Origin of the sequence: Dryocola clanedunensis subsp. sulfonylureivorans (genome assembly GCF_016756775.1) — a bacterium.
Lineage (GTDB): Bacteria > Pseudomonadota > Gammaproteobacteria > Enterobacterales > Enterobacteriaceae > Dryocola > Dryocola clanedunensis.
In genome coordinates, this window is sequence record NZ_JAERMU010000008.1 from 209,450 (window position 1) to 222,181 (window position 12,732).

The window sequence follows — 12,732 nt, forward strand, 5'->3', positions numbered from 1 at the left end:
TAAATGAACGATATTGGCTCACAATAATGCGGGGATTTTTACTTGAGCTTCATCTGCTTGCTCAGTACCTCAACGATATAGCTGTTCACAGACATCCGCTGCTCGGCCGCCGCAATGGCCAGCCGTTCGCCGAAAGATTCCGGATAGCGCAACGTAAACGTCCTGGTTTTCTCTTCCCGCTCATAGGGATCAATGCCGCTTGCTTTACAGTCAGCAAGATACTCCCGCAGCGAAATCTCACCTTCTTTTATCAGGCCCTTAGCGCTGTCAGAAACAAAATCGCAATAGCCCGATAGCCCTAAAAATTTACCGCGAAACTGGTTAATTTCCGGAACCCAGGTGATTAACGCAGGCTGACCGCAAATAACCATGGTATTGGGGATAAGGTGGGTGTTTGTCATGGTGTCACTCCGATACTTTCAAGCCATTCCCGTAAGCTGACGACGGCGCCTTTGTCCGTTACGGGCGACGGGTGAGGCCGGTGAAATCTTGCAATGCTGCCATTGAGCAGGAAACGCACGCGTGAACCTCTGCCGCTGCTTACTTCTCCTCCTAAGGCCACAATGAGCATTTCTATTTCCTGCCACCTGACGTCAGGGGCGGTAGGTTTAGCAAAAATTTGCTTTAGGGTACTGTTATGTTTGTTTCTGAGGTATTCCCTGCCATGTCCCATGAATCCTTCCGTGATGTCAATTTATGAAGTCACTATAGCATATAAAAAAATGACGTCAATTTCTGACGTCATTGTGGAACACACCTTACAGGACTGAGTGAAATTTTCTGCAACTACTCCAGCGGCCCGCCCATAATCGTTTCGCGCATGCCAGACAGCACGCGTTCACCCGTTTCGCTTTTCAGCTCTTCGTACCAGCTGCGGGTGACAGCCATGTCTTTTCCATGGGTCACGTCGCAGCGTTTGCGGGCTTTGAGAACCAGATCTTTCACCCGGTACGCGCGTTTTTCCTGGTAACGGAGCAGGGCGTCTTCAACGCCCAGGGAGTTGGTTTGCAGGGCAATGGCGAGGACCACCGCATCTTCCATTGCCGCACAGCCACCCTGACCGATGTCCGGCGTGGTGCTGTGACCTGAATCTCCGAGCAGCGCAACGCGCCCACGAACCAATTGCATAAATGGTTCGATATCGTGAATTTCTATGCGGTTGGTGGAGGCAGGGTTAATTGCCGCAATGAGCTTTTGCACCGGCGCAGCCCAGCCGGAAAAGTAGCGGGTGAGATCTTCTTTTACCGTTGTGCGATCTTCCGCCAGGCCCTTTGGCAGCGGGACGTCGAAGAAGAAGTAGAAGCGATTTGCTGAAACGGGCATCAGCGAGACGCGTTTGCCTTCGCCCACAAAAGTCGTCCACTGGTTGGCGGGGGCGATTGACTCGTCTATCTCCACCAGGCCGTTCCAGTTCACATAGCCCGCGTAGCGGCGTTCCGTCTCAAATCCCAGTACATAAGGGCGGATGACAGAATGAGTGCCGTCGGCGGCAATCAGCAGGTCCCCTTCGGCGACATGCCCATCGTCGAAAATGGCCCGCACGCCGCCGTCAAACTCTTCGACCTTTGCCACTCGCTTGCCGAAATGCACGTCTGTACGACCATACGTATCGAGCAGCATATCCTGCAACTCCGCCCGCGCGACAGGATAGGGGCGTTCGCCAACGCTGTTGATTAGCGGATCGAGGCTGAAACGGGTTAAAGTCTGGCCCTGCTGATATTCCCGATAGGCCATAAATTCCATGGGCCCGCCAAGCTGCTGAAGCCGTTCTTTCATACCGAGCCAGTTGAGGCACTTCACGCCGTTAGGCCAGATGGAGATTGCCGCGCCCACGGGTTTCATCTCTTTCACGGCCTCATACACTTCTGTTGCGATACCGCACCGTTTCAGCGCGATAGCTGCTGATAATCCGCCAATGCCGCCGCCTATTACGATCGCTTTCATCTCGGTCTCCTTATGGTTACCCTGATGAAGTAGCAACTTTTGTACCAGATTGCAGAGGCGGTGAAACTTACGTTTCTGACCCTTGTTGCGAGTTATTGCGCAGCCGTGGGGATCAGCTATGGTGCAGAGCTATTTTTCTGCACCATAGAACATCCCTTCAAGCTTCATGCCGTCCGGGTCGAGAAAGAACACCGCGTAGTAGTCCGGGTAATATTCACCGGCGGGATCGACCACCGTGACGTGGTGTTCGGTGAGCCATGCCTGGAGTTCATCGACGTCCTGACGATTTCGCAGGCTCCATGCGTAGTGGTGAAAGCCCGGGTCTCCCTTACGGTACGGGTGCTTAAGCCCCTGTTTGTCTGCCTGGCTTATCCACAGACGGGTAGTGCCATTAGTCCAGCCCATCATGTCCGTGAGTTCGTCCAGCACTTCAAAGCCCAGGAAGCCCATCAGCCCGGAGTAGAACTCGCGGGAGACGGCGAAATCCGTCACTGAGACCACCAAATGGTCAACTGCGGTAACACGAGACATCTGCTTTCTCCTCGTAAAAGCCTGTGCTAACTATAGTAAACAGGAATTCACTAAGGAGGCTGGCGGTGCAAGAGACTGAAAACTGGCAGGATGAAGAGATCGCGCTCGGCGAAGACGTGGTACTAAAATCGATTAATGAAAAATATTCAGAAGCGCTTTTTGACCTGGTGGTGCGTAACAAGGCCTGGCTTCAAAAAGCGATGGACTGGCCACAGTACGTCACGTCGGTTGAGGACATCCGCAAAACCGCGCAGGGCAATTACCTGCTGCACCATCACGGTGGCGCGAAAATGTTCCTGATTTATCGGCGCGACGAGATGATCGGCGTGTTTTCGTTTAACGCCATCGAACAGACAAACAAAACGGCCTATATCGGTTACTGGCTGGATGAAGATATGCAGGGGCAGGGAATTATCGCCAGGGCCATCGAAGCCGTAGTGGCAAAGTATTCAAAAGAGGGAACCATCCGCCGCTTCGTTATCAAATGCCGCGTGGTAAACGAGGCCAGTAATCGCGTGGCCCGCCGCAACGGCTTCACGCTGGAAGGTTGCCTGCGGCAGGCGGAATACCTCAACGGGCAGTTTCACGATCAGAATATTTATGCCCGCATTATCGAGTAGTCAGAAAACGCCATAGAACGGCGTGCGCGTCACCCGCTGGGCGCCGCCGATGTCCTTGATGCCGCGAATATGGATAAGCTCGCCATCAAGGCCATCCACCTCGGCCCGGTCGTAAATCTGTACGTTATTTTCAATCAGCACGTTACCCGTCACTCTCGCGCTGCCGTAGACCTGAACCTTGTTATCCAGCTGCATAGGGCCGCCTGTCAGCGTCGCATCCCCGTAAATATGCACCTGATGCTTCAGCACGCAGTCACCTTCAATGAGCGCATTGCCGTAGACCTGGGACGAGTAGCGGATAGTGGGGATCTGATCTTCGCCGCTGCCGGCAATAATACGGGCGTTGTCAAAAATTCGGGCGCAGTCGCAGATCCAGACGTTATTTTCCTCATTGCCTTTCAATAACGCGTTGCCGAACACCTCGGCGCGGTGCTCGACAAACGCATGGCGAACAACAGCATCGCCATAGATTTGCGCCTGATGAACAACCCGTGAGGCCTCCACCTGCGCGTTATCATAGATTTGCAGCAGCTGGTCGCGGTCTGCCGTTAGCCCACGTACGGCGATAATCTGGCTGCTATCGCGTACCTGAGCAAAGCCATAGACGTTACATTCGCCGCTGATCAGCGAATCTTCAATAACGGCGTTACCGTAGACATGGGCCTGATGGCAAAGGGTGGACACCCCGCGCACCTGCGCGTTATCGCGAACATCGGAGCTGCCAAAGATCAGGCATTCATTGTCGTAAACCCAGCAGTCACCCTGCTGGGCCAGATTCATTTCGCTTTCAACCCAGCCGCCGGTTTGCCCCTGTTTCACATCGGCAAAATCCCGTAGTGCGACTATCTGCCGCAGTTTGACCTGCTGTTTCTCACCGTCCTGCAGATAAGTATGCAGCTGGTCATCGTCGGTTAACCGGTATTTGTTCATCCGTATCCTCCACAGAGCGCTGCTTAAAACGTAGCAGGTAATTTGTCGGCGTGGCGTTCGGCAGGGGGATCGAATAAAATGCATTCCAGATGCATTTTAATACTTAGCGAAATGAAAACGTTGCCAGGGAGCCGTCATGAATAAGAAGCCAGAGAACTACTACACGGAAAAATACAGCTTAACAGCCACACATTCCGAAGTGCTGAATGCGGCAGCCATCGTGCCGCCGGGCAAAACCCTCGATCTCGGCTGCGGCAGCGGGCGCAACAGTCTGTATCTGAACCTGAAGGGGTTTGATGTCACAGCATGGGATAAAAATCCTCTGAGTATCAATAACCTCCAGCAGATTATCGAAACGGAAGGGCTTCAAAATATCGTCACTGATATCGTCAATCTTAACGAACTAAAATTCGACGGTGAGTACGATTTTATTCTCTCCACCGTGGTGATGATGTTCCTTGAGCGTGACACCATCCCGGGCCTGATTGCCAACATGCAGCGCTGCACCAAAGCAGGCGGCTACAACCTGATCGTAGCGGCGATGGACACGGAAGATTACCCCTGCAACGTTGGCTTCCCGTTTGCGTTTAAGGCGGGTGAACTGAGCAATTATTATGAAGGCTGGGAGCTGATTAAATACAACGAGGACGTGGGCGAGCTGCACAGAACCGACGCCGACGGTAACCGCATCAAACTGCGTTTTGCAACGATGCTCGCACGTAAAAAATAATCGACGGATGACGCTGCTGTTTGCCGGGCGGATAAGCGCAGCGTCATCCGCCGTGAATCAAACGGGCTTAGCCGCCAGCAAACAAAGTTTTAAAGCCACGTTATAAGACGCCTCGAAAGATTTCAGCGGTAAAAACTCAAAGCGCGAATGGAAGTTATGCGCCCCGGTGAAGAAGTTTGGCGTTAACAATCCTTTTGCTGACAGCGCCGCGCCGTCCGTGCCGCCGCGCATCGGGATCACCTTCGGTTCGATATCCAGTTCCTCCAGGGCGGTAAAAATCAGGTCGATGGCCCGACGGTCATCGGCAATGGCGTTGCTGATATTGCTGTAGGTATCGCTGATGCTGTATTCCACGCGGGCGGTAGGGTACTTAGCCTTAATCTTCCCCGCGACCTCGCCAATCTGCTGTTTGCGGCGCTCAAAGTTTGCCAGATCAAAATCGCGGATGTTCGCCTTTAACACAGCTTCGCTCTGGGAGGCCTGCATACCGTTAAACCAGATATAGCCTTCACGCCCCTCGGTATGCTCCGGCGTCTGCTGGCGGTCAAAGTGGCTGATGTAGTCCATCGCCATCAGCAGCGGGTTTACCAGCACACCTTTTGCTGACATCGGATGAGTGGTCACACCGGTGAACTTCAGCTCTGCATGGGCCGCATTGAAGTTTTCGTACACCACTTCCCCTAATTCACAGCAGTCGATAGTCCACGCAAAGTCCACATCAAAACGCTTCAAATCCAGCGCCTTTGCGCCGCACAGGCCGATCTCTTCGTCCGGGACAAACGCGACCACGATATCACCATGTTTATCTTCGGCGGTCAGGTTTTCGAGCACGGTCATCACCACCGTCACCGCCGCTTTATTATCCGCGCCCAGCACGCTGGTGCCGTCGCTGAAAATAATTTCTTCACCTGGATAAGCATTGATTTCCGGGTGCTCGGCAGTACGCAACCAGATGTTCTGCTCTGCGTTAAGGCAGAGATCCTGACCTTCGAAACGCAGAATTTGCGGATGGATATCCGGCGCAAGCCCAACGTCCACGGTATCGATATGCGTGATGAACCCGACTCGCGGCGCGCCCGGCACGTTTCCCTTTTTCACCGCAGTCACCGTTGCGTGCTCATCGATGACGATATCGTCGAGGCCCAGTTCGCGCAGTTCCTGTGCCAGCATTTTCGCCATCTCATGCTGGCCCGGCGTACTCGGGAGGGTGCTGACGCGAGGATCACTCTGGCTGGTTACGGCAAGATAGCGAAAGAAACGTTGGGTTAGCTGTTCGCTGAGCGGCGAGGACATAGTGTTTCCTTATTGTTCGATGTTGTTTGTTAGCAATGTAAATTTAATGTTATTTATTAAGGCGCTTTGCACAAGCTTTATTCGTTCAGGGGCAGGATAACCAACAGGAAGATAGCGATGAAAATAAAAATGACCGCGCTTGCGCTTACCGTGAGCGCGCTTTCAGTCAGCGCTGGGGCAACGGCTGGAACGCTGGTTTATTGTTCTGAAGGGTCGCCGGAGAACTTTAACCCGCAGCTTTATACCTCCGGGACGAGCGTGGACGCCAGCGCGGTGCCGGTCTACAACCGGCTGGTAGATTTTAAAGTCGGCACCACCGAGCTGCAGCCGAGCCTTGCGGAAAGCTGGGACGTCAGCGAGGACGGCAAGGTGTATACCTTCCATCTGCGCAAGGGGGTGAGGTTCCAGAGTAATAAATATTTCAAACCCACCAGGGATTTTAATGCCGACGACGTGATCTTCTCGTTCATGCGTCAGAAAGATGCAAAGCACCCCTATCACAACGTCTCTAACGGTAACTATTCCAACTTCGAAAGCCTGGAGTTTGGCTCGCTGATCACCGCCATTGACAAGGTTGATGACAATACCGTGCGCTTCACGTTGGCCCACCCTGAAGCACCGTTTATCGCCGATCTGGGGTGGTATTTTGCCTCGATTCTTTCGGCTGAATATGCTGATGCGATGTTAAAAGCCGGCACGCCTGAACGGGTGGATATGAACCCCATCGGCACCGGGCCGTTCGAACTGAAGCAGTATCAGAAAGATTCCCGCATTTTGTTCACCGCCTTCCCGGACTACTGGCAGGGCAAGGCAAAGCTCGACAGGCTGATTTTCTCTATTACCCCGGACGCCTCGGTGCGCTATGCCAAGCTTGAGAAAAACGAATGTCAGGTGATGCCGTTCCCCAATCCGGCAGATTTGCCGCGCATGAAGGAAAATAAAGATATCAATCTGATGCAGAAGGCGGGGCTGAATACCGGCTTCCTGGCGTTCAACACCCAGAAGCCACCGTTTGATAACGTCAAAGTCCGGCAGGCGCTGGCCCTGGCCATCAACAAACCTGCGATTATTGAAGCGGTATTCCACGGCACCGGAACCGCGGCGAAAAACCTGCTTCCACCGGGAGTCTGGAGCGCCGATGACCAGCTGAAGGATTACGATTACGATCCGCAGAAAGCCAAAGCGTTGCTGAAAGAGGCAGGTTTCGCCAATGGCATGACTGTCGATCTGTGGGCGATGCCGGTTCAGCGGCCCTATAACCCGAACGCTAAGCGCATGGCGGAGATGATTCAGGCGGACTGGGCGAAAGTGGGCGTTCAGATCAAAGTCGTGACCTACGAATGGGGTGAGTACCTCAAGCGCGTGAAGGACGGAGAGCATCAGGCGGCGCTGATGGGCTGGACGACGGCAACCGGCGACCCGGATAACTTCTTTGGCCCGCTGTTTACCTGTACCGCCGCCGACGGTGGCTCTAACTCGTCAAAATGGTGCTACAAGCCGTTTGATAAGCTGATAATAGAGGCGCGAGCGGAAGGGGATCACGATAAGCGCGTGGCGCTGTACAAGGAAGCCCAGCAGATGATGCACGACCAGATGCCGGCGGTGATGATCGCCCACTCAACGATTTTCGAGCCGGTGCGCAAGAACGTCACGGGCTACGAAATCGATCCGTTCGGTAAACACATTTTTTATCAGGTGGATGTGAAGTAGCGCGGATCTGCTAAACAAAAAGCCCTGTCGTTCAGCAAACGGCAGGGCTTTTTTGATAATCAACCGTCAGGTCGGGCTGCGTTCAACCACACCCTGAAGTTCAGCCTGCTGAGACTTCTGGCTGGCCTGCTCTTCACGGAATTTCAGGTTATCCCAGATGCGGAAGAACGGGTAATACATCACTAGCGAAATCCCCAGGTTTACAATTTGCAGCACCGAGCCGGAAATATGCCCGCCGGTTGCCAGATAGCCGCTGACGACAATTGGCGTGGTGAACGGCAGGGCGATACCGGCTGGTTTGGCCACCAGACCCGTCGTCATCGCAACGTAAGAGACAATCACCAGCACTACCGGCGTGAGGATAAACGGCACGACCAGGTACGGGTTCATGACGATAGGAATGCCGAACACCATTGGCTCGCTGATATTGAACAGGCTGCCGGGCGCGGCGATTTTACCCAGCTGCTTCATCTGCGCGCTGCGGCTGCGGATGAGCATAAAGATAACCAGGCCTAACAGCGCGCCCGTGCCGCCGGGGGCGATCCACAGGTCATAGAACTGCTGGGTAATGATGTGCGGGATCGGCAGGCCGTTCTGAAACGCCTCCAGGTTTTCCGACATGTTGCTCAGCCAGACCGGGCGGATAAACACCAGCACGATGGTGTCGCCGTGCAAGCCCAGCATCCACAGAATGCCGATCAGCAGCACCGAAACAATCATCCCCGGCAGCGAGCCGCCGACGTGGCTCATTGGAATACCGACCAGGTCGGTGATCATGGTGTTGATATCGCCAAACGGCGTGGCTTCCACCAGCAGACGCAGCGCCAGCACCACGGCCAGCACGCAGAAGCCAGGGATCAGGGCAAGGAACGATTTTGCCACCGCTGGTGGCACGCCCTCCGGCATGCGAATCACCAGGTTGCGATCGTTGATAAAGCGGTAAATTTCCGTCGACATCAGGGCGATGATGATCGCCACAAACAGCCCCTGGCTGCCAATCTGGCCCATCGGCATCACGCCTTTCACCAGCACGGCGGCGTCACCTGCCGCCGGGGTGAACATGATGTGCTGGGGAATGGTCATGATGAACGCCACCAGCGAAACGGCCCCGGCGGTCAGCGGGTCGAGGGTGCGGTACTTTTCAGCCAGCCGGTAGGCGATACCAAAGGCGGAGATTATCGCCATGATGTCGTACGTCGCCTTCACCGGGTAGAGCACCTTTTCCTGCCAGGTTGGGCCAAACAGGCCGTTCATCATCTGGGCATAGCCCGGCACCGGCAGGTAGGCAAAAATCAGGAAGAAAGAGCCGATAAGCATAAACGGCATGTTCAGAATGATACCGTCACGCACGGACAGCACGTGCTTTTGTCCGGCGATTTTTAACGCGGTCGGCAGCACGTATTTTTCGATAATGGATTTACTCACTGACACAGACACCCCCTGCCCGGGGCAGAGCCTGCCGACCGGGTATTATTGTTATTTGGTTTTGGTGAACAGCATTTATCTGGCGAACTGCGGCAGCCACGCTTTGTTAATACTCAGGACTTCTTCAACCAGCGCGGACGCCAGGTTTACATCGCTGACCAGCGGGTTGGCGACCAGCGCCAGCAGCGCCTTTTGCTTATCGCCATGGACGGCGGCCTCGATGGTCAGGCGTTCAAAATCTTTTACCTGCTGGGTCAGCCCGTTCATCAGCGGCGGCAGTTTGCCAAACGCCAGAGGATGGGCGCCCAGGGCGTCAATCAGGCAGTTGGTTTCGATGACGGCATCGTCGGGCAGCCCCTGAATCGCTCCGTTGTTGGCGGTATTGACTACCATCTCAACGCCGAGGTTGTTGTGCAGGGCGTTAATCAGCTGAACGGCAACTTCGGAATAGAAAGAGCCGCCGCGCTGGCTCAGCTCTTCCGGCTTGTGGTCAAGATTTGGATCTGCATAAAGAGCGAACAGAGCGTCTTCGACCTTCATCACCTGTTCGGCCCGCGTGCCTTTGGTGTCCGCATCCTTAAGTTCATCTTCAACCATAGTGCGGGTCTGCCAGAAATAGCGGTGATAAGGGCAGGGAATGGCGCGCAGCGCACGCAGCATGTCTGCGGGCCATGGAGTCGCCTTAATGTTATTCATGGAGAGCTGTTCGCCGTCGCAAAGCATCTCAATGACTTCGTCCGTGGCGTCGCGACCGGCGGCCAGCACCTTATGTACCCAGACCATATGGTTCAGGCCCGCAAAGCGCAGGGATACCTGGTCGTACGGCAGCTTCAGCATATCGGCGATGGTGTGGTGCATGGTCACAGGGACGTTGCAAAGGCCAATAATTTTCGCCTTGCTGTAGCGGGAGACCGCCTCGGTGACAATGCCTGCCGGGTTGGTGAAGTTGATTATCCACGCATCCGATGCCAGGCGTTCTACACGGCGGGCGATGTCCAGCATCACCGGAATGGTACGCAGGGCTTTAGCAAAGCCGCCGACGCCAGTCGTCTCCTGGCCGAGCAGCTTATGGCTTAAGCCCAGGCGTTCGTCGGCAGCGCGGGCCGGTAGCTGTCCGACACGGAGCTGGGTTAAGACGAAGCTTGAGCCTGCAATAGCGCGGTCGGCATCAAAGTGAACGGAGACTTTGACGGCCTCCAGCCCGTTGCGATCCAGCATGCGGCGAGCCAGCGCGGCGATAACCTCAACTTTCTGGCGGCCAGCTTCCACATCCACCAGCGCCAGTTCCGTAATCGGCAGGGCAGCGTGGCGCGCAATCAGACCTTCAATCAGTTCCGGGGTATAGCTACTGCCCCCGCCAACAACGGTAATTTTCATCGGTGTCTCCGTTAGTTTTAAATCGCGATACCCATAGTTCCTCTAATTCACTGGCCTGAGGGGAGAGCCTCCATCATGGCGAGGGCTTTATCCAGCACGCGGTCGCCGCGCATGGTGCCGTAATCCATCATATCGATAACGGCAACGGGCTTGCCGAGCGGGCCTGCAAGCTCCGTCAGCCGTTGCAGTTCAAACTGTACCTGCGGACCAAGCAGCACGACATCCGCATGTTTTAGCTCGCTCTCAATTTCCGCGACCGGGTAAGCATCGATAGCAACATCCAGCGCGCGCTTTGCCGCTTCGTTTTGCATTTTCTGAACCAGCATGCTGGTGGACATCCCGGCGGCACAGCACAATACGATCTTTTTCATCACAACTCCTGCGGGGTTTGAAAACATATTTCATACATTAGCGGTTTTACGCAGCATGTATGAAAATTATTTTCATGAGTGTGATCGCCGTTGGATTCTGGTGCTGAGGCGGGTTTAGGGCGACTGGAGTGTGATCTGGTTAAAGAAAATCATGATTGTTGCGGTGAAGGCTCAGGAAAAAGGCAGAGGCTTGTCTGAAGAAATTGAAAAATATTTTCAATGATCTATGATGGCATTTATCGTCACGCTGTCGCCCCAATAAGGAACCAACCCATAATGGATATTGTTTACCAGCTGGTGAATGGGTTATCCGGCCTGCCTGCCCAGGAGTCGCGTCTTGCACGCTTCTTCCTGGAAAATTTCGCTCAGGTTCCTGAGTCGACAATGGAGGAGCTGGCGGCTCAGGCTGGGGTCAGTCCGGCCACGCTGCACCATTTTGCTCGCAGCATAGGTTGCGCGGATATCAATGATTTCCTGGGGCGAGTCAAGTATCAGCAGCAAGAGGCCGGTGCCCCATCTTTACCATCACCCTCCAGAATGCTGGGTGACGCCGCGTGGGTAGAGCCAGCTTCGCTACAAAAATTGGCTGCCCATGCAGGGGTGGGCAGCGACATCCTGGAGAGGTTCACACACTCTCTCGGCAAGGAGACGGCGGGGGATCTTCTCGAGCAGATCCGCAGTCGTCTTCCTGATTTCAGCCAGCAGGAAGCGCGGGTGGCGCAGACCATCCTTGATGATGTCGCTTTTGCCTCTTCGGCGACGATTGACCAGCTGGCGAATGCCGCTGGCGTTAGTCCGGCTACCATCACGCGTTTTGCGCGCGCGGCGGGATGCGACGATATCCGGGACCTGCGCATGAAACTTGCTCAGGCCAACACGCCAGCCCCGTCGGGGACATTGCCGCAGGCCTGGAGGGAGAAGCTTCATGGTATAAACGGCGCGCTGGTTTCTCAGCTTGGCGATTTGCCACCGGCCATGCTGCAAAAGGCAGTGACTGCCTTAAAAGAGGCCCGCGGCGTTCATATCTTTAGCGCTGGTGCAGCAGACACGCCTTTCGCCAGCCTTCTGCAATACCGCCTGCTGACTCAAAGCTGCCCCGCAACGCTCTGTCTGGAACCGGCGTTAATGAGTATTACGGCAGCGATGCTCCATGAAGGACAGACACTGATTATTGTCGCGGGGGGACATCCTGAAGCGGCTTTACTTGCTGCGGCGCATCAGGCCAGGCAGCAGGGGGCTGCGGTTATTGTGATTGCCCCTCACCGCAGCGAGCTTATCGCCAAAAAAGACATCGTCCTACCCCTGATGGACTCCCGCTACGGCACGTTGCTCATCATCGATCTTTTATGTGAGGGATTGCTGGTCGGAAACTAAGGTTATCGCCTCAATCCTTGCTGCATCCGGCGAAACAACAACGCCATGATGTTAATAATTGTTCATAAATATAAATATCTATTTATTATTGCTGAATTATAAATTCACTACTGATTAATTATTTTAAGTCCATGTTTTGCATCACCGCCGCGCGCCCGCTTTGTTTCTGCTTTATATAAATAAACACCCATGTTTGTTTGTCGTTGCTATCTCCTGGTGTTAATTTAATGGTTGTATCGTTATTAAATATTATGGGATTTAATGTTAATTTTAAGAGGGTGTTTAATAAGGTTTGTCGATTAAATATCCATTTAATTGACCTTGAGTGCTATATAACTTAGACAATATCTCAATTTGTGACAAATCAAGACAGCCTCATAGTTTGTATGGATTTCATTTGCTATAAACAGCGCCGCTTACATGCTAT

At 54.2% G+C, this 12,732-nt stretch carries 13 protein-coding genes; 4 read left to right on the forward strand and 9 right to left on the reverse strand.

Features of this window, described 5'->3' with window-relative positions; all coding sequences use genetic code 11:
- Nucleotides 1-38: 38 nt before the first annotated feature.
- From HYQ67_RS10620 to HYQ67_RS10635, 4 genes are all read right to left on the reverse strand, one after another.
- Nucleotides 39-401 carry a type II toxin-antitoxin system HicB family antitoxin gene (locus HYQ67_RS10620; RefSeq protein ID WP_202303657.1) on the reverse strand — a complete coding sequence of 121 codons (363 nt, stop codon included), beginning with the start codon at nucleotides 399-401 and terminating at the stop codon, nucleotides 39-41.
- Complete coding sequence (locus tag HYQ67_RS10625; RefSeq protein WP_202303658.1) at nucleotides 398-673, reverse strand: type II toxin-antitoxin system HicA family toxin; 276 nt, start codon at nucleotides 671-673, stop codon at nucleotides 398-400. Before HYQ67_RS10625 ends, HYQ67_RS10620 begins: the two co-directional genes overlap by 4 nt.
- Nucleotides 674-786: 113 nt before the next feature.
- Nucleotides 787-1,944 carry an FAD-dependent urate hydroxylase HpxO gene (gene hpxO, locus HYQ67_RS10630; RefSeq protein WP_202303659.1) on the reverse strand — a complete coding sequence of 386 codons (1,158 nt, stop codon included), beginning with the start codon at nucleotides 1,942-1,944 and terminating at the stop codon, nucleotides 787-789.
- 129 nt (nucleotides 1,945-2,073) lie between these two features.
- Nucleotides 2,074-2,475, reverse strand: coding sequence for a VOC family protein (locus tag HYQ67_RS10635; RefSeq protein WP_202303660.1), 402 nt, complete (start codon nucleotides 2,473-2,475; stop codon nucleotides 2,074-2,076).
- Between the two features lie 65 nt (nucleotides 2,476-2,540).
- On the opposite strand from HYQ67_RS10635, the gene rimL reads away from it, so the two are divergent.
- Nucleotides 2,541-3,095 carry a 50S ribosomal protein L7/L12-serine acetyltransferase gene (gene rimL / locus HYQ67_RS10640; protein ID WP_202303661.1) on the forward strand — a complete coding sequence of 185 codons (555 nt, stop codon included), beginning with the start codon at nucleotides 2,541-2,543 and terminating at the stop codon, nucleotides 3,093-3,095.
- On the opposite strand, the gene HYQ67_RS10645 is transcribed toward rimL, so the two are convergent.
- Nucleotides 3,096-4,025, reverse strand: a complete 930-nt coding sequence (locus tag HYQ67_RS10645; RefSeq protein WP_202303662.1) for a hypothetical protein — start codon at nucleotides 4,023-4,025, stop codon at nucleotides 3,096-3,098.
- A gap of 136 nt (nucleotides 4,026-4,161) precedes the next feature.
- Between HYQ67_RS10645 and tehB the strand changes: the two genes are divergently transcribed.
- The gene (gene tehB / locus HYQ67_RS10650; protein WP_202303663.1) at nucleotides 4,162-4,755 is read left to right on the forward strand and encodes a tellurite resistance methyltransferase TehB; all 594 of its coding nucleotides are present in this window, start codon (nucleotides 4,162-4,164) and stop codon (nucleotides 4,753-4,755) included.
- Between the two features lie 57 nt (nucleotides 4,756-4,812).
- On the opposite strand, the gene pepT is transcribed toward tehB, so the two are convergent.
- Entirely contained in the window at nucleotides 4,813-6,048 is a 1,236-nt protein-coding gene (gene pepT, locus HYQ67_RS10655) for a peptidase T (RefSeq protein ID WP_202303664.1), read from the reverse strand.
- 117 nt (nucleotides 6,049-6,165) lie between these two features.
- Here pepT and HYQ67_RS10660 point away from each other — a divergent pair, with 117 nt between their 5' ends.
- Nucleotides 6,166-7,758 (forward strand): ABC transporter substrate-binding protein, encoded by a 1,593-nt coding sequence (locus HYQ67_RS10660; RefSeq protein WP_202303665.1) that lies wholly within the window; start codon nucleotides 6,166-6,168, stop codon nucleotides 7,756-7,758.
- A gap of 66 nt (nucleotides 7,759-7,824) precedes the next feature.
- On the opposite strand, the gene celB is transcribed toward HYQ67_RS10660, so the two are convergent.
- The 3 genes from celB to HYQ67_RS10675 all read right to left on the reverse strand — a co-directional run bounded on the left by celB (nucleotide 7,825) and on the right by HYQ67_RS10675 (nucleotide 10,931).
- A complete protein-coding gene (gene celB / locus HYQ67_RS10665; RefSeq protein WP_202303693.1) occupies nucleotides 7,825-9,183 on the reverse strand; it encodes a PTS cellobiose transporter subunit IIC in 1,359 nt (452 codons plus the stop codon).
- Nucleotides 9,184-9,258: 75 nt separating this feature from the next.
- Nucleotides 9,259-10,560, reverse strand: coding sequence for a 6-phospho-beta-glucosidase (locus HYQ67_RS10670; RefSeq protein ID WP_202303666.1), 1,302 nt, complete (start codon nucleotides 10,558-10,560; stop codon nucleotides 9,259-9,261).
- A 47-nt stretch (nucleotides 10,561-10,607) separates the two neighbouring features.
- Nucleotides 10,608-10,931, reverse strand: coding sequence for a PTS sugar transporter subunit IIB (locus tag HYQ67_RS10675; protein ID WP_202303667.1), 324 nt, complete (start codon nucleotides 10,929-10,931; stop codon nucleotides 10,608-10,610).
- Nucleotides 10,932-11,207: 276 nt separating this feature from the next.
- Between HYQ67_RS10675 and HYQ67_RS10680 the strand changes: the two genes are divergently transcribed.
- Complete coding sequence (locus HYQ67_RS10680) at nucleotides 11,208-12,305, forward strand: MurR/RpiR family transcriptional regulator (protein ID WP_202303668.1); 1,098 nt, start codon at nucleotides 11,208-11,210, stop codon at nucleotides 12,303-12,305.
- Nucleotides 12,306-12,732: the final 427 nt, after the last annotated feature.

Excerpts from the sequence above, each read along its gene's own strand:
- HYQ67_RS10620 (WP_202303657.1), bottom strand. The coding sequence starts at position 401 with ATGACAAACACCCACCTTATCCCCAATACCATGGTTATTTGCGGTCAG.
- HYQ67_RS10625 (WP_202303658.1), bottom strand. The coding sequence starts at position 673 with ATGGGACATGGCAGGGAATACCTCAGAAACAAACATAACAGTACCCTA.
- hpxO (WP_202303659.1), bottom strand. The coding sequence starts at position 1,944 with ATGAAAGCGATCGTAATAGGCGGCGGCATTGGCGGATTATCAGCAGCT.
- HYQ67_RS10635 (WP_202303660.1), bottom strand. The coding sequence starts at position 2,475 with ATGTCTCGTGTTACCGCAGTTGACCATTTGGTGGTCTCAGTGACGGAT.
- HYQ67_RS10645 (WP_202303662.1), bottom strand. The coding sequence starts at position 4,025 with ATGAACAAATACCGGTTAACCGACGATGACCAGCTGCATACTTATCTG.
- tehB (WP_202303663.1), top strand. The coding sequence starts at position 4,162 with ATGAATAAGAAGCCAGAGAACTACTACACGGAAAAATACAGCTTAACA.
- pepT (WP_202303664.1), bottom strand. The coding sequence starts at position 6,048 with ATGTCCTCGCCGCTCAGCGAACAGCTAACCCAACGTTTCTTTCGCTAT.
- HYQ67_RS10660 (WP_202303665.1), top strand. The coding sequence starts at position 6,166 with ATGAAAATAAAAATGACCGCGCTTGCGCTTACCGTGAGCGCGCTTTCA.
- HYQ67_RS10670 (WP_202303666.1), bottom strand. The coding sequence starts at position 10,560 with ATGAAAATTACCGTTGTTGGCGGGGGCAGTAGCTATACCCCGGAACTG.
- HYQ67_RS10675 (WP_202303667.1), bottom strand. The coding sequence starts at position 10,931 with ATGAAAAAGATCGTATTGTGCTGTGCCGCCGGGATGTCCACCAGCATG.
- HYQ67_RS10680 (WP_202303668.1), top strand. The coding sequence starts at position 11,208 with ATGGATATTGTTTACCAGCTGGTGAATGGGTTATCCGGCCTGCCTGCC.